The sequence below is a fragment of the Clavibacter sp. A6099 genome (assembly GCF_021919125.1).
GTDB lineage: Bacteria > Actinomycetota > Actinomycetes > Actinomycetales > Microbacteriaceae > Clavibacter > Clavibacter seminis.
This window is the reverse complement of record NZ_CP083439.1, coordinates 2,700,239-2,723,789: the sequence shown is the minus strand read 5'-3', so window position 1 is coordinate 2,723,789 and position 23,551 is coordinate 2,700,239. Positions and strand designations below refer to the sequence as shown.

Sequence of the window (23,551 nt, the reverse complement as noted above, 5' to 3'; positions counted from 1 at the left end):
CGCACCGAACGCAGGAGGAGCCGGGACCCCAGGGTCCCGGCTCCTCCTGCGTTCGCCCCACGCGGAGGCGGTCAGACCTTCGTGCGCCAGTCCTCCGCGGCCTCTGCCTCGGTGATCGGCACGTCCGACTCGTCCTCGATGACGCCGATCGACTCGGTCGGCGGGTCGATGACCGTCGCCTCGTCGCGCCGGTGGCGGAGGATGTCCTGCACGTACGCGGTCACGGCCTCGGCGAGCGGGATGTCCCGGCTGAGCTTCTGCGACATGTACCAGCGGTGCTCGAGCAGCTGGTGGAAGATCTCGGCGGGCTCGAGCTTGCCGCGGAGGTCGCGGGGGATCGCCCGCACTACGGGCTCGAAGACACGCGCGACCCACTCGTGCGCCACCATCTCCTCGTCGAGGTCCTGCTTGTCGAACGTCGCCGTGTAGGAGTCGAGGTCGTTCAGCAGGCGACGCGCCTGGTTCTCCTGCGCATCCACGCCCGTGAGGCGCAGCAGTCGACGCTGGTGGTGCCCGGCATCGACGACCTTGGGCTGGATCCGCACCTGCGAGCCCTCGGCGGTCGTGCGGATCGCGAGCTCCTCGATGTCGAAGCCGAGGTCGTTGAGGCGGTCCACGCGCTCGTTGATCCGCCAGCGCTCGGAGGTCGGGAACTCCTCGCGGCCGGTGAGCTCCTTCCAGAGCGTGCGGTACTGCGCCACGATGCGCGTGCTCGTCTCGAGCGGGTCGAGCCCCTCCTCGATGCGGCCGCCCGCCTCGAGGTCCATGAGCTCGCCGGCGATGTTGACGCGGGCGATCTCGAGGTCGTTCTCGCGCTGCCCGTTGGAGAGGCCGCCGTTGAAGAGCTTGCCGGTCTCCGCGTCCACGAGGTACGCCGCGAAGGCGCCGGCGTCCCGGCGGAAGAGCGTGTTCGAGAGCGAGACGTCGCCCCAGAAGAAGCCGATCATGTGCAGCCGCACGAGCAGCACGGCCAGGGCGTCCACCAGGCGCGTCGCCGTGTCGGGCCGCAGCTGCTGCGAGAAGAGCGCACGGTAGGGGAGCGAGAACTTGAGGTGCCGGGTGACGAGCACCGACTTGAGCGGGTCGCCGTCCTCGTCGGTGCGGTTCGTGATCACGGCGACGGGCTCCACGCACGGGATCTCGAGCCGCTGCAGGGCCCGCAGCATGTCGTACTCGCCGCGCGCCATCTCGTCGGTCGTCTCCTTGATGGCGATGACGTAGCCGGACAGGTTGGCGAAGCGGACGAGGTGCCGGGAGATGCCCTTGGGGAGGGTCGCGATGGCCGAGGAGGGCCACTCGTCGAGGGGCAGCTGCCAGGGCAGGTCGAGGAGCGCGGGATCGACCGTCGCCGAGGTGATGTTCAGGGATCCGGCCATGCTGCGACCCTACCCGACCCCGGAAACGCGGCTGCCGCGGCCCCCGGTGCTCCCGGCGAGGGGAGCGTGGGGACCGCGGCAGCGGCGGTGGGTCGGCTCGATCAGCCCGCGGCGACCGGCGCGTTGAGGCGGAGGCCGCTCTCGGCGTCGAAGGCGTGCAGGTGGCCGGGCTGCGGCGTGATGAAGACGGTGTCGCCCGCGTTCGGGTGCAGGCGGCCGTCGACGCGCGCGACGAGGTCGGTGCGCTTGCCCTCGATGTCGGTGTGGCCGTAGAGGTAGCCGTCCGCGCCGAGCTCCTCGACGAGGTCCACCGTGACCGAGAGGCCCTGGCCCTGCGAGGTGCTGACGACGACGTCCTCGGGACGAACGCCGATGGTGACCGCTCCGCCGGTGGCGTTGGCGAGCACGTCGCGCTCGACCGGGACCACCGCGGTGCCGAACTGCACGCCGCCGTCGACGACGTTCGCCGTAAAGAGGTTCATCGCGGGCGAGCCGATGAAGCCGGCGACGAAGACGTTCTGCGGCTTCTCGTAGAGGTCGCGCGGGGTGCCGACCTGCTGCAGGACGCCGTCCTTGAGGACCGCGATGCGGTCGCCCATGGTGAGCGCCTCGGTCTGGTCGTGGGTGACGTAGACCGTGGTGACGCCGAGGCGGCGCTGGAGCGATGCGATCTGCGTGCGGGTCTGGACGCGGAGCTTGGCGTCGAGGTTCGACAGCGGCTCGTCCATGAGGAACACCTGGGGCTGGCGCACGATCGCGCGGCCCATGGCCACGCGCTGGCGCTGGCCGCCGGAGAGGGCCTTGGGCTTGCGGCTGAGGTAGGGCTCGAGGTCGAGGAGCTTGGCCGCCTCGAGGACGCGGGTGGCGCGCTCGTCCTTGCCGACGCCAGCGATCTTGAGCGCGAAGCCCATGTTCTCGGCGACGGTCATGTGCGGGTAGAGCGCGTAGTTCTGGAACACCATCGCGATGTCGCGGTCCTTCGGCGGGACGTCCGTGACGTTGCGGTCGCCGATGAAGATGTTGCCGTCGTTGACCTCCTCGAGGCCCGCGAGCATGCGGAGGGTGGTCGACTTGCCGCAGCCGGACGGGCCGACGAGGACGAGGAACTCGCCGTCGGCGACCTCCAGGTCGATCTGGTCGACCGCGGGGCGCGTCGAGCCCGGGTAGAGGCGCGTGGCCTTGTCGAAAGTTACAGATGCCATTTCGGTGTTCTCCTTCACGGGCAGGTACGTGCCCGACGATCCGTGGTGATGGAAGTGATGCTCATGGCTCATCGCTGTGGGCGACGACGACCACCCGATGAGTATTGCACGGGGGCCTGTGGTCGGGAAGCCCGGCACGATGCGGATCGGCGGCTATTCCCCACCCGAGGACAGGGTGTCGCGGGCCTGTATCGTCTCCTGCGGCGGTGTACCCGCGCCCGCCGCGTCACCGCTTTCCCAGACTGGCCGCCTAGAGTCCTGAGGTCGTCCGGGAGCCCGCCCGCGCCCGACTCCCCATCCACTGAGCGAGGATCCATGAGCAGCACGCCGCCCGCGCACGAACCGCACGGCGGTCACCGACGACGCCGCGAGGCAGCTCGGGAGAAGGCGCGGCTCAACCGCATGAAGCAGCGTCGTCGCGATGTCGTGGGCAGGTACCTCATCCGCGGCGGCATCGCCGCGGCGCTGGTCGCGGTGGTCGTGGTCGTGGGCCTCGTCGTCGTCCAGGGCGCGCGGCCCGCAGGGCCCGGGCCGCAGAACATGGCGAGCGACGGCATCCTCATCGGGAAGGACCTCGCGGCCACACCAACGAAGGCCCTCGACCCGGAGCAGGACCCGGTGCCCACTGGGTCCGAGGCGGCGGGCGTCGCGCACATCCGCGTCTACGTCGACTACCTCTGCACCGCGTGCAAGGAGTTCCAGGACACCAACGGCGCGCAGATGGAGGGCTGGCTCCAGTCGGGCGCGGCCACCGTGGAGATCCACCCCGTCGCCATCCTCACCAGCAAGTCGCAGGCCTACTCCCTGCGGGCGGCCAACGCCGCCGCGTGCGTCGCCGACGCGGCACCCGACGACTTCTGGGCCTTCAACTCCGCGCTCTTCGCGGAGCAGCCCGCCGAGCAGAGCACGGGCCTCAGCGACGATCGCATCGTCGAGCTCGCCGGGCAGGCGGGCGCCGGCTCGTCCGACGTCGCGAAGTGCGTCTCCGACCAGCGGTTCCAGTCGTGGGTCAACGCCGCGACAGACCGCGTCCTGGACGGCGACATCCCCGACTCGAACGTCGACAAGGTCGTGGGCGCCCCGATCATCGTCGTGGGCGACCGCCAGTACACGGGTCAGCCGGACGACGCGAAGGCGTTCGCCGCCTTCGTGCTCCAGGCCGCCGGTCAGGACGCGAAGACGACGCCCACCCCGACCCCCGCGCCGTCCGAGACGCCGACGACCGCCCCGTAGCGCGGCTCGTATGATGGATCGACGGCCCGCGAGGTCCGTCGGCCGGCCTGGCGCAATTGGTAGCGCACCGCACTTGTAATGCGGCGGTTACGGGTTCGAGTCCCGTGGCCGGCTCTCGATGCCGCTCGCTCAGTCGAGGACGGTGATCATCCGCTCGCCGTCGACGGTCGGGCGCGGGCCCTTGTCGTCGTCGGCGGCATCGCCGACGTAGAGCCAGCCGAGCAGGTCCTCGCCGTCGCGCAGGCCGTGCATCCGTCGCACCGGCTCGCTGCGCGTGAGGCTGCCCGTGCGCCAGAACACGCCCCACCCCTGCTCCTCGAGCAACAGCGTGAGGGCGTGCGCGACGCCCGCGGCGACCGCCTCCTGCTCCCAGTCCGGCGCCTTGCGGCTCGGGGTGCGGACGACGACGACGGCGACGAGCAGGCTCGCGCGATGGGTCTTCTTGCGGTGCTTGCCCGATCCGGGATCGCCGGCCGCCTCGTCCATCGCGGCGCCGAGCCGTTCACGCGCGCCTCCGCGGATCTCGACGATCCGCCACGGCCGCAGCCCGCCGTGGTCGGCGAGCCGGGAGACCGCGGCGACGAGCGGGACGAGCTCCTCGTGCGTCGGGGCCGATTCGCCCACGGACGAGCGGGACCGCCGACCGCGGAGCGCCTCAAACACGGGTCCGCTGTGCGCGGGGGTGCCGGGCCCGGACGGGTCGGGGGTGCCGCCCGCCCGATGCCGCGGCACGTCGATCACTCCGCGGTGCGGAACGACATGGAGACCGAGTTCATGCAGAACCGGTCGCCGGTGGGGGTCTGCGGTGCGTCGTCGAAGACGTGCCCGAGGTGCGATCCGCAGCGGGCGCAGACGACCTCGACGCGCTTCATGCCGAGGCTCGTGTCCGTGTACAGCTTGACCGCGTCGCTCTCCTTCGGCGCGTAGAAACTCGGCCACCCGCAGTGGGAGTCGAACTTGGTGTCGCTCGTGAAGAGCTCGGCGCCGCAGGCCTTGCATCCGTAGACGCCGGTGCGCTCCTCGTCCAGCAGCTCGCCGGTCCAGGGGCGCTCGGTGGCCTGCTGGCGCAGCACCGCGTACTCCTCCGGGGAGAGCTCCTGGCGCCACTCGTCGTCGGTCTTCTCGATCTCGTAGGCCATGTGCGGGTCCTTTCTCGCTGGTCGATCCTAGGGGCGGCGTCCCAGCGCGCCTCCATGGACAACCGCCGGAGGCACCCGTCGATTCCTGCATGCGGGGGACGATCCGCTCCGGGACGCGAGCGGACGCGATGCGGTGCGGCCCTGCCCGTCGCGGTGCGTGGACACCCCGGCATGCTGCGCGAGGCGCCCAGCGAGGCGCACCTAGTATGTGGGGGATGTCGGGGAAGGAGCATGCCGTGGACCAGCGCGAGACCAGCTCCACGACCGCTCCGGCGGCCGGACCGCATCCCGTCGTCGAGCTCGATGCGCGCGACCGCGCGGTCCTCGACTTCGAGCGGGACTGGATGCGTCACGCTGGGGCGAAGGAGGAGGCCATCCGCCAGACCTTCGGCCTCTCGGCCACGCGCTACTACCAGCTGCTCGGATCCCTGCTCGAGACGCGCGAGGCCCTCGCCTACGACCCCCTGCTCGTCGGGCGCCTCCTGCGCCTCCGCGAGACGCGCGCCGCCGCGCGCGCGGCACGCGCCCTGCCCACCGGTCTCCCGCACCGACCGACCGCGCGCTGACCCCGCGCCCCACCGAGGAGACACGAGACCCCCATGCCCTCCCACGCTCCCGACCGCTTCGACGAGGTCCCCGGCGACCTGAGCCGCGTGGGCGCCCACCGCGCGCCCCGTCCGCCTCACCACCGCTTCCGCGCCTTCGCGTGGGCGGCGCTCGCGACCGGCCTGCTCGTGGGCCTCGGCGTCGTCGGGCTCTTCGTCATCAACGACCGGGTCTCGTTCACCGACATCATCCCGAGCGGTGGGTCCTCCGAGGAGGCGGCGCCCACGGAGGAGCCGACCGCGGCTCCCACCGCCGTGCCCGGCATGGTCGTGACCGTCCTCAACGGCACGAGGACGTCGGGCCTCTCGGCCCGGGCGGCGACGGCGCTCGAGAAGGAGGGCTGGGCCATCGCGTCCCGCTTGAACGCCAGCTCCACCGACATCGCCACCACGACCGTCTACTACTACGACGATGCGGACGAGGGCGCCGCGCGCGGCCTCGTCGCGCAGCTGGGGGTGGGAGACGTGGCGCAGTCCGACCAGTTCCGGCCAGCCGAGGGCACGGCGGCGGCCCAGGCGTCGAAGCTCACGGCAGTGCTCGGCGCGGACTACGCCGCCAAGGGCTGACCGCCTCCGTCCCGGTCCGCCGAGTGGTGTCCGTGGAGTAACCCGACGGGGCGTCGTCGCCTCTGTCTATCGTGCTGCCTGGTCGCACGCCCGCCGCGTCCAGGTGCTGCGCGCCGTACGTCCCGAGGGCGTGGCGCGGGGTCGATGCAGGGCCCCGCGGCCGACCCGGGGGTGGCGGCACCGCGCCTCCGACATCGCGCATTCGCACATGGAGAAGCACATGGCCAACGGCACCGTGAAGTGGTTCAACGGGGAGAAGGGGTTCGGGTTCATCACCGTGGACGCCGTCGAGGGCGGTCCTGCCCAGCAGGACGTCTTCGTCCACTACTCGGCGATCGAGATGTCCGGCTACAAGGTCCTCGAGGAGGGGCAGCGCGTCGCCTTCGAGATCGGCCAGGGCTCCAAGGGCCTGCAGGCGGAGAACGTCACGCTGGCCTAGGGAGCATCCCACCACGACGCCGTCGCCCGTCCGGGCGGCGGCGTCGTCGTGTCCCGACCGGCGCCCGGCCTGTGAGCGGCTCGCTTGCACTCCCGTAGGGCGAGTGCCAGAATCGTCCCTGGCACTCCCTCACGGGGAGTGCTAGACGACTGCCTTTTTCCTGACGTCCGGGAGGGACGAGAGATACACATGGCTAAGATCATCGCTTTTGACGAAGAAGCCCGCCGCGGCCTCGAGCGCGGCCTGAACATCCTGGCCGACGCGGTCCGCGTGACCCTCGGCCCGCGTGGCCGCAACGTCGTCCTCGAGAAGAAGTGGGGCGCCCCCACCATCACGAACGACGGCGTCTCCATCGCCAAGGAGATCGAGCTCGACGACCCGTTCGAGAAGATCGGCGCGGAGCTCGTCAAGGAGGTCGCCAAGAAGACCGACGACGTCGCCGGTGACGGCACGACCACCGCGACCGTCCTCGCGCAGGCGCTGGTCCGCGAGGGCCTCCGCAACGTCGCCGCGGGCGCCGACCCCATCAGCCTCAAGCGCGGCATCGAGAAGGCCGTCGCGGCCGTCACGGAGGAGCTCAAGGCCGCCGCGAAGGAGATCGAGACCAAGGAGGAGATCGCCGCCACCGCGTCCATCTCCGCCGGCGACGCCACCATCGGCGCCATCATCGCCGAGGCGATCGACAAGGTCGGCAAGGAGGGCGTCGTCACCGTCGAGGAGTCCAACACCTTCGGCACCGAGCTCGAGCTCACCGAGGGCATGCGCTTCGACAAGGGCTACCTGTCGCAGTACTTCGTCACGGACCCCGAGCGCCAGGAGGCCGTGTTCGAGGACGCGTACATCCTGATCGTCAACTCGAAGATCTCGAACATCAAGGACCTCCTGCCCATCGTCGACAAGGTCATCCAGTCGGGCAAGCAGCTCCTGATCATCGCCGAGGACGTCGACGGCGAGGCCCTGGCCACGCTCGTCGTCAACAAGATCCGCGGCATCTTCAAGTCGGTCGCCGTCAAGGCCCCCGGCTTCGGCGACCGTCGCAAGGCGCAGCTGCAGGACATCGCCATCCTCACCGGTGGCCAGGTCATCGCCGAGGAGGTCGGCCTCAAGCTCGAGAACGTCACCCTCGACCTGCTCGGCACGGCCCGCAAGGTCGTCATCACCAAGGACGAGACCACGATCGTCGAGGGAGGCGGAGACGCCACCGAGATCGCGGCCCGCGTGCAGCAGATCCGCAACGAGATCGGCAACACGGACAGCGACTACGACCGCGAGAAGCTCCAGGAGCGCCTCGCGAAGCTGGCCGGCGGCGTGGCCGTCATCAAGGCCGGCGCCGCGACCGAGGTGGAGCTCAAGGAGCGCAAGCACCGCATCGAGGACGCCGTGCGCAACGCGAAGGCCGCCGTCGAGGAGGGCATCGTCGCCGGTGGTGGCGTCGCCCTCATCCAGGCAGGCAAGCTCGCGTTCGAGAAGCTCCAGCTCGAGGGCGACGAGGCGACCGGCGCGAACATCGTCCGTGTCGCGGTCGACGCTCCGCTCAAGCAGATCGCCCTCAACGCGGGCCTCGAGCCCGGCGTCGTGGCCGAGCGCGTCCGCAACCTCCCCTCGGGTCACGGCCTCAACGCCGCCACGGGCGAGTACGTCGACATGCTCGCCGCGGGGATCAACGACCCGGTGAAGGTCACGCGCTCGGCTCTGCTGAACGCCGCGTCCATCGCCGGTCTGTTCCTCACGACCGAGGCCGTCGTCGCCGACAAGCCCGAGAAGAACCCGGCCCCGGCCGGCGACCCCACGGGTGGCATGGACTTCTAGTCCGACCGCGTGGGGCGGCGACGCCCCGCTCACCAGCACGAACAGCACGACGAAGCGGGCGGTCCCTCACCGGGGCCGCCCGCTTCGTCGTGCCTCGGCCGTCCGGCCGCGCGGCCGGATGGCGGATGCGGCTAGTGCGCGAACATGCGGGCGTTGCCCTCCTCCACCTCCGCGTACTGGCGGGCGGCGGCGCTCAACGCCTGGTTGATGCTCGCCAGCGCCTCCTCGACGCGCTGCTGCGTGCCCTTCCACTCGGCGACCACGCCCTGGAACGCCGTCGCGGCGCTGCCGGACCACGACCCCTGCAGGTCGGCGAGCTGGCCATGGAGGCCCGCCACCTCCGCCTGGATGCGGCCGATGCTGCCCTGGACCGCCGCGGTGGCCGACAGGACGGCCTCGCTGTCCACCTGGTACCTCGTCATGCGTCTCCTCCTTCTCGTCGTGGGACGGGCGGAGGCTATGCGGAGATCAGGATGCGGGAGCTGCGGGGGCGCTGGGCGTGGAGGCCGTCGAGCCCTCGGTGCTGGGGAGGAGGGGCAGGATCACGCGGAAGGTAGCGCCGCCGCCCTCGGTCTCGACGACGTCCACGCGGCCGCGGTGCGCGGCGACGATGGCGGACACGATGGCGAGACCGAGCCCGCTGCCGCCGGTCTCCCTGGTGCGCGACGTGTCGGCGCGCCAGAAGCGCTGGAAGATCTTCTCGCGGATCTGCGGGGGCACGCCGTCTCCGTGGTCGCGGACCTCGATGCGCGCCTCGCGTGCGGCCTCGTCGACGACGGTGGCGAGCTCGATGGGGCTGCCGGCGGGGGTGAAGCGCACCGCGTTGCCGATGAGGTTGGTGACCACCTGCCGGATCTTGTTCTCCTCCGCCTGCACCATGGCGAAGCCCTCGGCGGGGACGCGCGCGTCGTCGTCGCCGGGGCGAGCCGGGGCGAGGGCGTCCGTCGCCGTCTCGCCGGGGCGGCGCGAGCGCCGGGAGCGGAACCGCGACAGCGTGGCGCCGGCGAAGGCGATGGGTCCCGTCGCGTCGTTCCCCGACGTCGTCGCCGTACCGCGCTGCGCGTCCGGCGACAGGTCCTGGGTGGGTTCGAGGCCGTCGGCGTCGAGGACCGGGCCGACGGGGTTGACGAGGACGGGCGGGAGCGCCGTCACGGTCCGGGTCTGGGATGAGGCCATCGCGTCGAGGGCGGCGTCGCGCGCGATGGGGTAGAGGTCCACGGGCGCGAGCTGCAGCGGCTTCGTCTCGTCCAGCCGCGCGAGCTCGAGGAGGTCCTCGACCAGCCCGCCCATGCGGATGGCCTCCTTCTCGATGCGCTCCATGGCCTGGGACACGTCCTCGGGCGTCTGCAGCGCCCCCATCCGGTACAGCTCGGCGTAGCCGCGCACGGAGACCAGCGGCGTGCGGAGCTCGTGGCTGGCGTCGCCGACGAAGCGCCGCATCTGGTCGATGGTCTTGGCGCGGTCGGCGAAGGCGCGGTCGATGCGGCTGAGCATCATGTTGAGGGAGCGGTTGAGGCGTCCGACCTCGGTGTTCGGGGTGGCACCGCCGAGTCGCTGGCTGAAGTCGCCGCCCGCGATGGCCGCCGCGGTGCGCTCGACCTCGCGCAACGGGCCGAACGTGCTGGTCACCAGCATGCGCGTGACCGCGGCGCCGAGCACGACCACGGCGAGGCCGAAGCTCGCGAAGATGACGATGTACGTGGCGACGAGGTCGTCCACCTGCTCGAGCGGGCGGGCCACGACGAGCGTGGAGTACTCCATCGCGTCCGGTGAGGCGTTCTGCGACACCCGGACGATGCCGTGCCAGGCCTTCTTGCCTGAGTTGTCCGAGAAGACGACGATCTCGTTGTTGATCTGCGAGGCGCGCGCCAGGTCGAGGCCGAAGACGCGCGGGTGCTCGGCGGAGTCGCCCGTCCAGTTGTCAGCGAGCACGTCGCCCTGGGCGTCCAGGAGCACCACGAACCAGGCGGGATCGGCGGTGGCCACGTCGTCCTGGGTGAAGGTGTCCGGCATCGAGGCGTCCGTGTTGAGCACCTTCGGGAGCTGCGTGATGGTGACCCGGAGCTGCGCGTCGAGCTGGCTCACCATCTGCTGCCGCAGCAGGTACATGGTGCCGGCGCCCGAGACGAGGAGGCCCAGCAGGAGCAGGAGCACCGTGACGCTCGTGATCTTGGTGCGCAGGGAGACGTTGTTCCACTTCTCCGACACGTAGTCGTGCACTGGCCGCACCTCGTGTTCCCGTCTCGCTGACCTTTGTCGAGGATATGCGACCCAGCATGTGCGGACGGCCGGGCGCCCAGTGGGCGCCCGGCCGTTCAGGTGGAGCGGGTCCTCATGCGGGCCCGGAGGTTCAGGACTTGGCTGCCTTGAGCATGTAGCCGAACCCGCGCTTGGTCTGGATGACCGGCTCGGACGAGTGCTGGTCGAGCTTGCGGCGCAGGTAGGAGATGTAGGACTCGACGATGCCCGCGTCTCCGTTGAAGTCGTACTCCCACACGTGATCGAGGATCTGGGCCTTCGACAGCACGCGGTTGGGGTTCAGCATGAGGTAGCGGAGGAGCTTGAACTCGGTGGGGCTCAGCTCGATGGGCTCCTCGCCCACGAGGACCTCGTGCGTGTCCTGGTCCATGGTGAGCTCGCCCGCGCGGATGATGGCGTCCTCGTCGGCGTGCATCGTGCGGCGGAGGATCGCCTTGATGCGCGCGACGATCTCGTCGAGGCTGAACGGCTTGGTGACGTAGTCGTCGCCGCCGACCGTGAGGCCCGTGATCTTGTCCTCGGTGTCGTCCTTCGCCGTGAGGAAGAGGATGGGCGCCGTGTACCCGGCGGCCCGGAGGCGCTTGGTGACGCCGAAGCCGTTCATGTCCGGCAGCATCACGTCGAGGATGATGAGGTCGGGCTCCTCCTCGAGGACGGCCGATATGGCCTGGGCGCCGTTGCCGACGGCGCGGACCGCGAACCCGGCGAACCGGAGGCTCGTGGTCAGCAGGTCGCGGATGTTGGGTTCGTCATCGACGATAAGGATCTTCGGGCCATCGCTCATGGGATGAAGTATCTGCGCGCTCGCTGGGAGCGGCCTGGACGCGTGTGGCGAGCGGTCCCGGCGGATGCGCGCCGGAGATCAGGCCGCGATGCCGGCGGCGTCGAGGATCGTGTAGCTGTAGCCCTGCTCGGCCAGGAAGCGCTGGCGGTTCTGGGCGAAGTCCTGGTCGACGGTGTCGCGGGAGACGAGCGTGTAGAAGCTCGCGGACAGGCCGGACGCCTCGGGGCGGAGCAGGCGACCGAGGCGCTGCGCCTCCTCCTGGCGGGATCCGAACGAGCCGGACACCTGGATCGCGACCGTGGCGTCGGGCAGGTCCACCGAGAAGTTGGCGACCTTGCTCACGACGAGGACCCGCTCGGTGCCGTCGCGGAACGCCTGGTAGAGCCGCTCGCGCTCGGCGACGGGCGTCGCGCCCGTGAGCTTCGGAGCGCCGAGCGCCGCCGAGAGCTCGTCGATCTGCTCCAGGTACTGCCCGATGACGAGGATGCTCTCGCCGCGGTGCCGCTCGACGAGGGCGCGCGTCACGTCGAGCTTCGCCGGCGCGGTGGCGGCGAGCCGGTAGCGCTCGTCGTCCGCGGCCGCGGCGTAGACGAGGCGCTCGTCGTCGGGCAGGTCGATGCGCACCTCGAAGCACTCGGCGGGGGAGATGAAGCCCTGGGCCTCGATCTCCTTCCACGGTGCGTCGAACCGCTTGGGGCCGATGAGGCTGAAGACGTCGCCCTCGCGGCCGTCCTCCCGCACGAGCGTGGCCGTGAGGCCGAGGCGGCGGCGGGCCTGGAGGTCCGCGGTCAGCTTGAAGACGGGCGCGGGCAGGAGGTGCACCTCGTCGTAGACGACGAGGCCCCAGTCGAGCGCGTCGAGGAGCGCGAGGTGCGCGTACTCGCCCTTCCTCTTGGCGGTGAGGATCTGGTACGTCGCGATGGTCACGGGCTTGACCTCGCGGGACTGGCCCGAGTACTCGCCGATCTCGTCCTCGGTGAGCGTGGTGCGCTTGAGCAGCTCCGAGCGCCACTGGCGCGCCGACACGGTGTTCGTGACGAGGATCAGCGTCGTCGTCTTGGCGCGGGCCATGGCGGCCGCGCCGACGAGCGTCTTGCCGGCGCCGCAGGGGAGGACGACCACGCCGGATCCGCCGTCGAGGAAGTGGTCGACCGCGTCGGTCTGGTAGCCGCGGAGCGTCCAGCCGTCCTCCACGAGCGCCATGTCGTGCGGCGTCCCGGGCGTGTAGCCGGCCAGGTCCTCGGCGGGCCAGCCGATCTTCACGAGCTCCTGCTTGAGCTGGCCGCGCGCCCACGCCTGCACGCGGTAGGTCGTCGCGTCGACGCGCTCCGTGAGCAGCGGCGCGATGCGGCGGGAGCTCGCGACCTCCGAGAGGACGGCGGACTCGGTGCTCGAGATCTGCAGCTCGCCGTCGGCGTCGCGCCCGATGACGAGGCGGCCGTAGCGGCCGACCGTGTCGGTCACGTCCACCGTCACCGACTGCGGCACGGGGAACCGGGAGTAGCGCTCGAGGGTGGCGAGCATGTCCTCGGCGGTGTGCCCGGCGGCGCGGGCGTTCCAGAGGCCGAGCCGGGTGATCCGGTACGTGTGGATGTGCTCGGGCGCGCGCTCCAGCTCGGCGAAGACGGCGAGATCGTGGCGCGCGTCCTCGGCGTCCGCGTGGGCCACCTCGAGGAGGACGGTGCGGTCGCTCTGGACGATGAGGGGGCCGTCGGGCATGCCCGTCAGCCTAGGCGCGCTCACGCGCTCGCCGGCGCGGGGGAGATCTCCACGATGCTCGACAGGGGAAGGGTGCGCTCGACGTCGGCGACGCGGTCGCGTGCGCGCAGTCGTCCGCCGGCCACGCTGGAGGGCTCGAGCACGTGGTCCACCTCGCGGCCGTCCGGCATGCGCACGCGGACGCGGAGGGCCGCCTTGGCGCGGATCGCCACCTCGAGCTGGCGCGTCGTCCAGGCGGCGCCGTCGTCGGGGTCGTCGGCCGCGCGGAGGCGGGACACCAGGGCGTCCGCGGCATCGGGCTCGGGATCCGCTTCGGGCGCAGACGCCGGGGCGGTCCGCGGGGCCGGTGCGATGCGATGCCCTGCGGCGTCCTCGCGCAAGGGGGCGAGCCGGGCGGCCGCGAGCGCGCGCTCCACGGCGTCGGGCGATGCGGCGGAGGTGAGCACCGCGTTGCCCGCGCGCACGAGCCGCAGCGGTGCGAGGTCGCGGTCGACGAGGAGGGTGGCGAGCAGCGGCCCGTCGTCGGAGACGATCGCCGACCGGGCATCCGGGACCGCGTCGGAGGGCGAGGCCGGGCGGACGCGGAGGCGGCCGAAGCGCGCGGCGGCCTCGTCGAGGAGGTAGTCGAGGGGCTGGGGGATGCCGGTCAGCGAGATCTCCGCGAGGAGGGCGCGGACGGCGTCGGCCGTCGCGCCGGATGCGAGGGCGCGCGTGACGGATGCGGCGGAGATCCGGTAGGTCGCGGCCAGCCCCCGCCCCTCGGCGTCGGCGACCTCGAGCAGGCGCGACTCGACCGCGGGATCGAGCGGCCCGGGGGAGACGACGGTGAGGTCGTGCTGCAGGTAGACCCGGTCGACCTCGGCGGGCAGGTGCGGCGCCAGCGCGGAGGCCGCGGCACCCGGCCCCGTCGTGAGGAGCGCGCGGCCCGCGGAGCTCGGGACGTCGCCCGTCGAGATGCCGAGGAGCCCGGCGTCGCGCGTGAAGGCGGTGATGCGCTCGCCGATCCAGGCGGATCCGCCGGGGAAGCGCCAGAGGACGCTGTCGACGAGCCCCGCTCCCCACGACGCCTCGGCGCGCTCGGCGAGGATGCCGCGGGTCGCGGGCGCCAGCGCCTCCAGCCAGGCCGCGGCGAGTGCCTCCCACCGCTCGGCGGTCGGCCGTGCGGACCAGGCGGCGGAGGTCGTCGTCGTGGACCATGCGCGATCCGACCGGGCCACGAGCGTCGCGCGGTCGGCGAGGGACAGGTAGGCGGGGACGTCGTCGAGGTCGGCGCCGAGCGCGGCGGCGAGCCGGCGCGCGTCGGGAAGGGACATGCCGCCCCGGCTCAGCTCGCGCGCGGGCTCGCGGGCCAGCTCATCCACGAGGGCGGCGACGGCGACCACCGACCGGAACGCGCTCTCGCCTGCCCGTCGGTCGACCTCGTCGGGGTCGACGCGCGGGACGGCGGCGAGCGGGGCGGGCGGCGCGAGCCGGGCCAGCTCGTCCGTCCCCGGGAGGCCGGCGGCGGGCCAGGCGGCGAGGGCGGCCGCGACCTCCGGATGCGTCGTGATGCCCGCGTCGTCCACGCCGGCCAGGAGCGTGTCCGCGGCGCGGCGTGCTGCGTCCGTCAGCTCCGCCGGATCCAGCTGGTCCTCGCCCGAGCGGCGGGCCAGCGAGTCCCGGACGGCGCCCAGGGAGACCGGTCCGGCGGTCGCCCCGTCCTCCGCTGCGACTGCGAGGACGGCCAGCGCCGTGCGGTCGAGCTGCTCCAGTGCCCGCGCGACCGCGTCCGGGGCGAGCAGCGCGTCGGCGAGGTCGAAGATGTCGGCGATGCGCGCGGCATCGACGTGGCGGTCGCGGACCAGGGCGGCGAGCGCGGCGTCGTCGAGTGCGCGCAGGCGGGCCGCGAGCACGAGGGCGTCGGTCATGGTCGTCCCGCTAGCGGGACGTGCCGTCCATGCGACGACGGCGACGGACGCTGATGATCAGGATCGCGATGAAGAGGAGCGCGGCGATGGGGATGCCCACGGCCGGCAGCAGCAGGATGACCTGCCACATGGGGGTGCTGTACTGCGACGCGTCGACGGCGATGAGCGGCGCCAGCAGGATCGCGAGGATGCTCAGTACGGCGACCAGCAGGATCCCGGCGAGCATGTACGCGAGGATCCGCTCGGCCCGTCCCTCGCTCGGTGCGGTCTCGGATGCCATCCCCCCAGACTACGCCGTGGCACGCGCCCGGGCGCGTCGGATCCGACCCGGACGGCGGGCCGGGCGTCGTCCCCGCCGGCTCCGTCGGGGCCCCGGCGAATAGACTGGACCGCCCACCAGCACATCGAGCCCCGCCCGGGGCGAGGGAAGAGGATCGCATGCCCACCGGCAAGGTGAAGTTCTACGACGAGGACAAGGGGTTCGGGTTCATCAGCTCGGACGACGGCCAGGAGGTCTTCCTGCACGCGTCGGCCCTGCCCTCGGGCGTCGCCGGCGTGAAGGCCGGCACCCGGCTGGAGTTCGGCATCGCCGACGGCAAGCGCGGCGCGCAGGCCCTCGCGGCGCGGATCCTCGACGCCCCGCCCTCGCTGGCCCGCATGTCCCGCAAGCCCGCCGATGACATGGCCGTGATCGTGGAGGACCTCGTGAAGGTGCTCGACGGGATCGGCACCGGCCTCAAGCGCGGCCGCTACCCCGAGGAGTCCCACGGTCGGAAGATCGCGGCGCTGCTGCGCCGGGTCGCGGAGGAGCTCGATGCCTGAGCCGCGGGACGACGAGACGACGACCGACGCGCTGACGACGACCGACGAGACGGCCGACACGACGACGGCGCGATCGGGCGACGAGACGACCGCCGACCTGTCCGCCGCAGACGCGGCGACCACGGAGTCGCCCGTGACGGAGACGGAGGCGCCCGCGGAGCCGGCCGTCCCCGACGCCGAGCTGCTCGCGGCCGTGGACCTCGCGCGCGCCGCGCTGCTCGAGATCACGCCGGCGGAGACCGTCGGCGAGCCGGCGGGGTCCATCGTCGAGGGCGACCGCGTGCTGTCGCTCCTCTTCGCGAACACGATGCCCGGCTACCCCGGCTGGTTCTGGACCGTCACGCTCGCCCGCGTCGACGATGCCGCCCCCACCGTGCTGGAGGCCGAGCTGATGCCCGGGGAGGGGGCGCTGCTCTCGCCCGAGTGGCTGCCGTGGTCCGACCGGCTCGCCGGCATCGAGGCCGACCAGGAGGCCGAGCGCCTCGCGGCGGAGTCCGACGACGAGGACCAGGACGAGGACGACGACCCCGCTGAGGACGCGGACGACGTGCTCGACGGCGTCGACTTCGAGGCCCCTGCCTCTGCCTCGGATGACGACGACGACGACGATGACGACGACGACGATGACGACGACGACGACGACACGAGCTTCGACGGCGCCGATCGCTGACCCGCGTCCCGCATGACGACGGCGGCGACCCCCGAGGGGGCCGCCGCCGTCGTCATGTCCGGGGAGGCAGGGATCAGCCTGCGCCCTGCTCCACCACGAACTCGATGCACCGCACGAGGGCGCGCACGTCGTCCGGCTCGATGGCCGTGAATGTCGCGACTCGCAGCTGGTTGCGGCCGAGCTTCCGGTACGGCTCGGTGTCGACGATGCCGTTGGCGCGGAGCGTCTTCGCGACGGCGGCCGCGTCGATGGAGTCGTCGAAGTCCATGGTGACCACCACCTGCGAGCGGTGCGCGGGATCCGTCACGAACGGCCGCGCGTACTCCACGCGCTCCGCCCACTCGTAGAGGACGGACGACGACTCGCGCGTGCGGGCGTCGGCCCAGGCGAGGCCGCCGGCCCGGTCGATCCAGTCCAGCTGGTCCTCGAGCATGAGCAGCGTGGCGAGCGCCGGGGTGTTCAGCGTCTGGTCCAGGCGTGAGTTGTCGACGGCGTTCTTGAGGCTCAGGAACTCGGGGATCCACCGGCCGGACGCCGCGATGCGCTCCACGCGCTCGAGGGCGGCCGGGGAGAACAGCGCGAGCCAGACGCCGCCGTCGCTCGCCAGGTTCTTCTGCGGGGCGAAGTAGTAGACGTCGGCCTGGGCCGCGTCGAAGTCGATGCCGCCGGCCGCGCTCGTCGCGTCGACGACCGTGAGCGCCCCGTCGTCGCCGTGGACGCGGGTGACGGGCGCCATGACGCCGGTGGAGGTCTCGTTGTGCGGCCACGCGTACACGTCGACGCCCTCGACCGGGTTCGCGGATGCGCGGCTCCCAGGATCGGCCCGGATCACGTCGGGCGCCTCGAGGAAGGGCGCCGCGGCGGCCTTCGCGAACTTGCCGCCGAACTCCCCGAACACGAGGTTCTGGCTGCGGCGCTCGATGAGGGAGAAGGCCGCGGCGTCCCAGAACGCCGTGGATCCGCCGTTGCCCAGCACGACCTCGTAGCCGTCGGGCAGGCGGAAGAGCCGGGAGAGCCCGTCGCGGACGCGCCCGACCATGTCCTTCACGGGCGCCTGGCGGTGGGAGGTGCCGAGGATCTGCGCGCCCGCGAGCGCGAGGTGGTCGAGCTGCGCCTGCCGGACCTTGGACGGGCCGCAGCCGAATCGTCCGTCGAGGGGCAGCAGTTCGGTGGGGATCGTCGTGGCTGGCATGCGGCAATGGTAGGGGACCGTCCGTCGCCGCCCCGGGGCGTCCCACGACCCGAGCCGGTCATCCGGCACCCGGGGAAGTAGGCTGGTCCCTGGCGCAAGGGAGGCCCGATGACTGATCTCGTGGACACGACGGAGATGTACCTCCGCACAATCCTCGACCTCGAGGAGGAGGCCATCGTCCCCCTGCGGGCGCGCATCTCCGAGCGCCTCGGCCACTCGGGGCCCACCGTCTCGCAGACCGTCGCCCGCATGGAGCGCGACGGCCTCGTGATCGTCAGCGGCGACCGCCACCTCGAGCTCACCCCGGAGGGCCGCAGCAAGGCCGTCCACGTGATGCGCAAGCACCGCCTCGCCGAGCGCCTCCTCAGCGACGTCATCGGCCTCGAGTGGGAGTTCGTGCACGACGAGGCCTGCCGCTGGGAGCACGTGATGAGCGAGCAGGTGGAGCGGAAGATCCTCGATCTGCTCGGACACCCCACCGAGTCGCCGTACGGGAACCCCATCCCCGGGCTCGACGAGCTGGGCGACTCTCCCGCCGTCGCGTTCATGGCCGGCGTCGTGAGCATCGTCGAGGCGTCGCTCGGCACGACGGAGGACGCTCCCGCGCGCGGCGTGATCCGCCGGCTGGGCGAGCCCGTGCAGTTCGACCCGGAGCTGCTCTCCCAGCTGAAGCAGGCCGGCGTGCTGCCGGGTGCGACCGGATCCTTCTCCCGCGAGGGCGCGTACGTCCTGGTGCGGGTGGACGGGGCGGGACCGGGGCTCGAGCTGCCGCTCGAGGTCGCGGGGCACATCTTCATCGAGCGCTGACCCCACGTCGGGTTCCCGGCGTCGACGGCGGGCGGATCCCCAGGACCACCCCCGGACTGGGCACACACGGGGAACGCGCCGCCCTCACCGGGGATTCCGTCCGGCATCCGTCGTGAGGATGACGTCTGCCGTTATGGATTCGTTAGAAATATGGTCCCTCAGGATGACAAACGGGAGCGCGTCCCTTACTCTCGAACAGGCCCGACCGACCACCACAGAGGTTCCGGGCCCGATGCAGGGCGTCTCGACACCCGTCCCCTGCATGAGTACCCCTCGACGACCTTGGAGGGACGGGGCGCCAGCATGTCCGGCGTCGAGACGCAGGAGGTTGACAACTTGGCCCATGGTGACATCAGCGGTTCCGTCGGGAACCCGTCCGACCCGACTCGACCGCCCGCACCCGGGATGGATCGTCTGCCCACTCGCCGCGAGCTCCGCGCCGCGGAGACCGCGAAGGCCGTCCGCCCGCGCCGCGACTCCGCGACCCGCACCCTCCAGGCTCCCGCTCCCCGCCTGAGCCCGGCTCCGGCGCCCGCCGGCCGTTCGCGCCGCACGAAGGCGGCCAACGCCGTCGTGATGACCTTCGTCACCGGCCTCGTCGGCGTCATGGCCATCCCCGCGTACGCCGCAGGATCCCAGCTCGAGCACACCTCGTCCGCCGAGGGCGCTTCGCTGCAGGACTACACGGCCGCCAACGCGCAGGTCGTCACCGCCGACAACGCGTCGTCCGCCCCGGTCGAGGAGGGCTTCACCGCCACGTCCGTCGCCGACCTCAACGCGCAGAAGGCCGAGGCCGCTCGTGCCGCCCTCGCCGAGCAGCGCCGCACGCAGCTCGCGTCCTCCGCCACGACGTACAACGGCGCGTCCGCGTCGCAGCTCGCCCAGAACCCGATCTACCCGGGCACCTCGGCCACCGGCGTCGCCGCCGTCGCCCGCCAGTACCTCAACGTGCCCTACGTCTTCGGCGGGAACACCCCCGCCGGCTTCGACTGCTCGGGCCTCGTCCAGTACGTGTTCGCCCAGTTCGGCCTCAACCTCCCGCACTCGGTGCGGGCACAGGGTGCGGCCGGCGTCACGGTGCCGGCCTCCCAGGCGCGCGCCGGCGACATCGTCGTCTGGAACGACGGCAGCCACGACGGCATCTACACGGGCAACGGCATCATGATCGACGCGCCGAAGCCCGGCGACCACGTCAAGGAGCGCCCGGTCTGGAGCTCCAACGTGCACTACGTGCGCCTCCTGGGCTGACACCGGCACGAGCACGACCCCGGGAGGCCGGCGGCACGCATCCTGTGGGATGCGCCGCCGGCCTCCTGCGTTCCCCGGGACAAACGGGGGACGCTGGGCTACCCTGTCCGGTGAGACGTCCCTCGACCCGCCCGGGAGCCCCGATGACCACCGCACCTGACATCCGCACCATGGATGCGCATGTGCGCCACGGCCATCGGCATCATCCCCGGATGGGCAGCCACCTGTTCCACCCGAGCGGTCACCCGCTCTCCTAGAAGGCATCGCCGAGCACTCGGCGGTGCCTTCGCGTGTTCCCGGGGGCGGGACGCCTCATTCGGATTCCTGGAAGCCGTCCAGGCCGGTCTGAGAGGGATGTCGTGCGCACACTGGTACTCAACGCGGGCTTCGAGCCGCTCGCCGTCGTGTCGTTCAAGCGGGCCCTGGTGCTCGTGCTGAGCGGCAAGGCCACCATGCTCGCCCAGGACGAGGAGCACCCGATCCTCGGGAACGGCGGCGCGTGGGGGCGTCCGTCCGTGATCCTGCTCACGCGGTACGTGCGGATCCCGCACGCGCGTCGCGTGCCCGTCTCGCGGCGCGGGGTCCTGCGCCGTGACGGCGGCCGGTGTGCGTACTGCGCCCGCAACGCGACCACCATCGACCACGTCCTCCCGCGCTCCCGCGGCGGGAAGGACACGTGGGAGAACCTCGTGGCCTGCTGCCTGTCGTGCAACAACCGCAAGAGCGATCGCACGCCCGAGGAGATGGGCTGGACGCTGCGCACGCCGCCGCGGGCCCCGCAGGGGAGCGGCTGGGTGGTCAGCGGGATGGAGCGGCCCGCGCCCGGGTGGGACGAGTTCCTGGCGCCGGCGGCCTGACCGCGAGGATCGCCCGCCTCCGTAGGCTGAGGGGATGACCGCCGACGCTCGCGCCTCCGAGACCCCCGACGACCCCTTCCTCTGGCTGGAGGAGATCCACGGGGACCGCGCCCTCGCGTGGGTGCGCGCGGAGAACGAGCGGACGCTCGGACGGTCCCCGGAGGGGTCGCGCGCCGAGCTGACGGGTGAGCTGCTCGAGGTGCTCGAGTCGGACGAGCGGATCCCGTACGTGACCCGGCACGGCGAGCACCTCTACAACCTCTGGCGCGACGCCGACCACGTGCAGGGTCTCTGGCGTCGCACGACGCTCGACGAGTACCAGGCTCCGGCGCCGGAATGGGAGGTGCTGCTCGACCTCGACGCGCTGGGCGCCGCCGAGGGGATCCCGTGGCAGTTCTCGCGGGCGCAGCTGCTGACGCCCGAACGTGACCGGGCGCTCGTGTCGCTCTCGCCGGACGGCGGGGACGCGGTCGCCGTCCGCGAGCTCGACCTCGTGACCGGGCTCTTCGTCGAGGACGGATTCGAGGTGGCGGTCGCGAAGACGATGGTGTCGTGGATCGACCGGGACACGGTCTTCGTCGGCACCGACTTCGGGCCGGGCAGCCTCACCGAGAGCTCGTACGCCCGGACCGCGCGCCGCTGGAGCCGCGGGCAGGCGCTGGCGGATGCGCCGGAGGTGCACGCGGTCGCGGCCACCGACATGCTCGTCCACGTCACGCACGACCCCACGCCCGGCTTCGAGCGCGACGTCGTGCGCGAGGTGCCCGACTTCTTCACGTCCCGGACGCTCCTGCTGACGGACGCGGGTACCGTCCCCATCGACGTGCCCGAGGACGTCGACGTCGACCTGCACCGCGAGTGGCTCGTGCTGCGTCCGCGCACCGACACGGAGATCGGCGGCGTCGTGCACGCCGCCGGCTCGCTGCTCGCGGCGCGCCTCGACGACTTCCTCGCCGGCTCCCGCGAGCTCGCCGTGCTGTTCGCGCCGACCTCGTCGCGGAGCCTCGAGGACTGGGCGTGGACCGCGGGGCACCTCGTGCTCACGCTGCTCGAGGACGTGGCGAGCCGGATCCGCGTGCTGACGCCGCCTGCCGCCGCGGGGCCCGCCGGGTGGCGCGAGGAGGATGTGCGCGTGGGAACGCCGCTCGCGTCCGTCTCCGTCGTCGCGACCGACCGCGAGACCGACGAGTACTGGCTCGCCGTCACGGGGTTCCTCACCCCGCCGACGCTGCTGCACGGCGTGGTCGGCGAGGGCGCTCCGCGACCCGTGAAGGAGCAGCCGGCGTCCTTCGACGCCGATGGCCTCGAGGTGCAGCAGCACTTCGCCGTGTCGGACGACGGGACGCGCGTGCCCTACTTCCAGGTGGGTCCGCGGGACCTGCCGCTCGACGGATCCGCGCCGACGCTGCTCTCCGGCTATGGCGGCTTCGAGAACAGCCTGCTGCCGTCGTACAGCGGCGTCAGGGGCCGCGGCTGGCTGGCGCGCGGCGGCGTGTACGTGCTCGCGAACATCCGCGGCGGTGGCGAGTACGGTCCCGCGTGGCACCGCGCGGCGCTGCGGGGGGACCGCCATCGCGCGTACGAGGACTTCGCCGCGGTGGCGAGCGACCTCGTGTCCCGCGGCGTGACCGTGCCCGCGCGCCTCGGCTGCGAGGGGCGGAGCAACGGCGGCCTGCTGGTCGGCAACATGCTCACGACGTACCCGGAGCTGTTCGGCGCGGTGGTCTGCGGCGTGCCGCTCCTCGACATGCGGCGGTACACGCGGCTGTCGGCGGGGGCGTCGTGGATCGCCGAGTACGGGGACCCGGACGTGCCCTCCGACTGGGACTTCATCCGGACCTTCTCGCCGTACCACAACGTGCGCGCGGGGGTCGCGTACCCGCCGACGCTCGTCTACGCGGCCACGAGCGACGATCGCGTGGGTCCGGTGCAGGCGCGGAAGATGGTCGCGCTGCTGCACGAGACCGGGGTCGAGGACGCCTGGTACTTCGAGAACACGGCGGGCGGCCACGGCGGATCGGCGGACAATCCCGCGACGGCGCGCCTGCAGTCGCTCATCCACGCGTTCCTGTGGGAGCGGCTCGGGGGCGTGCCGGCGGGCGCCTGAGCGGTAGCGCCGCGGAGTGACGTGCGGCCTCCGTCCGGCCGTCAGCCGACGCGGCGAGCCGTGGCGCGGGGGCGCAGGCCGGACACGAGGTCGGTCAGCATCGCCGTGGGCTCGAGCCCCACCTCGCGGTCGAGGCGCGTGCGGTAGATCTCGTAGGCGCGGAGGGCGTCTGACTGGTTGCCCGCGGCCACGTGCACGGTGATGAGGCAGCGCTGCGCGGTCTCGCGGAGGGGATCCACGTCGATGGCCCGTCGGGCCGCTGCCGCCGCCTCGTGCAGGCGCGCGCGGGCCAGGAGCGCCTGGGACTGGGCCTCGAGCGCGTTCACGCGCAGGTGCCGCCACTCCTCCGCCGCGGGCTCCAGCCAGGCCTCGAACCAGTCGGGCAGGAGGTCCGCGCTGAAGAGGGCCACCGCGGCCGGCGAGATGTCCGCGTCGTCCGGCTCCCCGTGACGAGGCTCGAGCAGGCGGGCGGCCGTCGCGCGTGCCGTCCGGAGGTCGACGGCGACCGCGTCGTGCAGCACGAGCCCGCCGGGTGCGGAGCCGACGATCTCGCGGCCGCCGTCGCCGAGGCGGGCTATGGCGGAGCGCAGGCTCGACGCGGCACGGCCGTCCAGCGCGTCGGGCCACAGCTGGCTGGCGAGGGTGCCGCGGTCGGCGGGGCGGGCGCGGATCGCGAGCGCGGCGATGAGCCGCCTCGTGCCGTCGGAGAGCCCGGCTCCGGCCGGATCCGAGCCGGGGGAGGCGGACGCCGGATCGGTGCCGAGGCCCGCGACGCGGAAGCCGCCGAGCACGTCGACGCGGATCACGAC

Annotated in this window: 23 protein-coding genes and 1 tRNA gene; 12 read left to right on the top strand and 12 right to left on the bottom strand. The window is 72.4% G+C overall.

All coding sequences use genetic code 11. The annotated features are described in order from the left end of the window. Positions 1-71: 71 nt before the first annotated feature. Together KYT88_RS12860 and KYT88_RS12855 are read right to left on the bottom strand one after the other, a co-directional pair. Entirely contained in the window at positions 72-1,376 is a 1,305-nt protein-coding gene (locus tag KYT88_RS12860) for a DUF4032 domain-containing protein (RefSeq protein ID WP_043586040.1), read from the bottom strand. 101 nt (positions 1,377-1,477) lie between these two features. After that, on the bottom strand, positions 1,478-2,578 hold the full coding sequence (locus KYT88_RS12855) for an ABC transporter ATP-binding protein (RefSeq protein WP_015491080.1): 1,101 nt from the start codon (positions 2,576-2,578) through the stop codon (positions 1,478-1,480). A gap of 315 nt (positions 2,579-2,893) precedes the next feature. Between KYT88_RS12855 and KYT88_RS12850 the strand changes: the two genes are divergently transcribed. Next, positions 2,894-3,811, top strand: a complete 918-nt coding sequence (locus tag KYT88_RS12850) for a DsbA family protein (RefSeq protein ID WP_043586038.1) — start codon at positions 2,894-2,896, stop codon at positions 3,809-3,811. 41 nt (positions 3,812-3,852) lie between these two features. Continuing rightward, positions 3,853-3,925 (top strand) — tRNA-Thr (locus KYT88_RS12845). A gap of 15 nt (positions 3,926-3,940) precedes the next feature. On the opposite strand, the gene KYT88_RS12840 is transcribed toward KYT88_RS12845, so the two are convergent. Together KYT88_RS12840 and msrB are read right to left on the bottom strand one after the other, a co-directional pair. Continuing rightward, positions 3,941-4,543, bottom strand: coding sequence for a nitroreductase family protein (locus KYT88_RS12840; protein WP_043586156.1), 603 nt, complete (start codon positions 4,541-4,543; stop codon positions 3,941-3,943). Between the two features lie 5 nt (positions 4,544-4,548). Continuing rightward, on the bottom strand, positions 4,549-4,950 hold the full coding sequence (gene msrB / locus KYT88_RS12835; RefSeq protein WP_012039170.1) for a peptide-methionine (R)-S-oxide reductase MsrB: 402 nt from the start codon (positions 4,948-4,950) through the stop codon (positions 4,549-4,551). A 236-nt stretch (positions 4,951-5,186) separates the two neighbouring features. On the opposite strand from msrB, the gene KYT88_RS12830 reads away from it, so the two are divergent. From KYT88_RS12830 to groL, 4 genes are all read left to right on the top strand, one after another. Further along, a complete protein-coding gene (locus KYT88_RS12830; protein ID WP_043586036.1) occupies positions 5,187-5,516 on the top strand; it encodes a DUF3263 domain-containing protein in 330 nt (109 codons plus the stop codon). Positions 5,517-5,549: 33 nt separating this feature from the next. Then, positions 5,550-6,122, top strand: a complete 573-nt coding sequence (locus KYT88_RS12825) for a LytR C-terminal domain-containing protein (RefSeq protein WP_043586033.1) — start codon at positions 5,550-5,552, stop codon at positions 6,120-6,122. A gap of 220 nt (positions 6,123-6,342) precedes the next feature. After that, entirely contained in the window at positions 6,343-6,561 is a 219-nt protein-coding gene (locus KYT88_RS12820) for a cold-shock protein (RefSeq protein WP_012039167.1), read from the top strand. A 189-nt stretch (positions 6,562-6,750) separates the two neighbouring features. After that, positions 6,751-8,370 (top strand): chaperonin GroEL, encoded by a 1,620-nt coding sequence (groL, locus tag KYT88_RS12815; protein ID WP_043586031.1) that lies wholly within the window; start codon positions 6,751-6,753, stop codon positions 8,368-8,370. A 131-nt stretch (positions 8,371-8,501) separates the two neighbouring features. Here groL and KYT88_RS12810 read toward each other — a convergent pair whose 3' ends face one another. From KYT88_RS12810 to KYT88_RS12785, 6 genes are all read right to left on the bottom strand, one after another. Further along, positions 8,502-8,792: a WXG100 family type VII secretion target gene (locus KYT88_RS12810; RefSeq protein ID WP_043586029.1), complete on the bottom strand. Its 291-nt coding sequence runs from the start codon at positions 8,790-8,792 to the stop codon at positions 8,502-8,504. 46 nt (positions 8,793-8,838) lie between these two features. Beyond that, positions 8,839-10,599, bottom strand: coding sequence for a sensor histidine kinase (locus tag KYT88_RS12805; RefSeq protein ID WP_043586027.1), 1,761 nt, complete (start codon positions 10,597-10,599; stop codon positions 8,839-8,841). Positions 10,600-10,720: 121 nt separating this feature from the next. Continuing rightward, on the bottom strand, positions 10,721-11,413 hold the full coding sequence (locus tag KYT88_RS12800) for a response regulator transcription factor (protein ID WP_012039163.1): 693 nt from the start codon (positions 11,411-11,413) through the stop codon (positions 10,721-10,723). Between the two features lie 78 nt (positions 11,414-11,491). Further along, positions 11,492-13,132 (bottom strand): DNA repair helicase XPB, encoded by a 1,641-nt coding sequence (locus KYT88_RS12795; RefSeq protein WP_043586025.1) that lies wholly within the window; start codon positions 13,130-13,132, stop codon positions 11,492-11,494. 20 nt (positions 13,133-13,152) lie between these two features. After that, entirely contained in the window at positions 13,153-15,039 is a 1,887-nt protein-coding gene (locus KYT88_RS12790; RefSeq protein WP_237583677.1) for a helicase-associated domain-containing protein, read from the bottom strand. A 10-nt stretch (positions 15,040-15,049) separates the two neighbouring features. Further along, positions 15,050-15,319, bottom strand: coding sequence for a hypothetical protein (locus KYT88_RS12785; RefSeq protein ID WP_012039160.1), 270 nt, complete (start codon positions 15,317-15,319; stop codon positions 15,050-15,052). 158 nt (positions 15,320-15,477) lie between these two features. On the opposite strand from KYT88_RS12785, the gene KYT88_RS12780 reads away from it, so the two are divergent. Both KYT88_RS12780 and KYT88_RS12775 read left to right on the top strand, forming a co-directional pair. Further along, entirely contained in the window at positions 15,478-15,861 is a 384-nt protein-coding gene (locus tag KYT88_RS12780; protein WP_043583266.1) for a cold-shock protein, read from the top strand. Further along, positions 15,854-16,531 (top strand): DUF3027 domain-containing protein, encoded by a 678-nt coding sequence (locus tag KYT88_RS12775; protein WP_043583268.1) that lies wholly within the window; start codon positions 15,854-15,856, stop codon positions 16,529-16,531. The genes KYT88_RS12780 and KYT88_RS12775 overlap by 8 nt, the downstream gene beginning before the upstream one ends. A 73-nt stretch (positions 16,532-16,604) precedes the next feature. Here KYT88_RS12775 and serC read toward each other — a convergent pair whose 3' ends face one another. Continuing rightward, positions 16,605-17,723: a phosphoserine transaminase gene (gene serC, locus KYT88_RS12770; RefSeq protein WP_043583270.1), complete on the bottom strand. Its 1,119-nt coding sequence runs from the start codon at positions 17,721-17,723 to the stop codon at positions 16,605-16,607. A gap of 108 nt (positions 17,724-17,831) precedes the next feature. Here serC and KYT88_RS12765 point away from each other — a divergent pair, with 108 nt between their 5' ends. From KYT88_RS12765 to KYT88_RS12750, 4 genes are all read left to right on the top strand, one after another. After that, complete coding sequence (locus tag KYT88_RS12765) at positions 17,832-18,530, top strand: iron-dependent transcriptional repressor DtxR (RefSeq protein WP_012039156.1); 699 nt, start codon at positions 17,832-17,834, stop codon at positions 18,528-18,530. Between the two features lie 405 nt (positions 18,531-18,935). After that, positions 18,936-19,778 (top strand): C40 family peptidase, encoded by an 843-nt coding sequence (locus KYT88_RS15960; RefSeq protein ID WP_275450915.1) that lies wholly within the window; start codon positions 18,936-18,938, stop codon positions 19,776-19,778. Positions 19,779-20,137: 359 nt separating this feature from the next. Then, positions 20,138-20,635: an HNH endonuclease gene (locus KYT88_RS12755; RefSeq protein ID WP_012039154.1), complete on the top strand. Its 498-nt coding sequence runs from the start codon at positions 20,138-20,140 to the stop codon at positions 20,633-20,635. A gap of 34 nt (positions 20,636-20,669) precedes the next feature. Beyond that, on the top strand, positions 20,670-22,742 hold the full coding sequence (locus tag KYT88_RS12750) for a prolyl oligopeptidase family serine peptidase (RefSeq protein WP_043583274.1): 2,073 nt from the start codon (positions 20,670-20,672) through the stop codon (positions 22,740-22,742). Positions 22,743-22,783: 41 nt separating this feature from the next. Here KYT88_RS12750 and KYT88_RS12745 read toward each other — a convergent pair whose 3' ends face one another. Beyond that, on the bottom strand, positions 22,784-23,548 hold the full coding sequence (locus tag KYT88_RS12745) for an AfsR/SARP family transcriptional regulator (protein WP_043583276.1): 765 nt from the start codon (positions 23,546-23,548) through the stop codon (positions 22,784-22,786). Positions 23,549-23,551 lie beyond the last annotated feature (3 nt).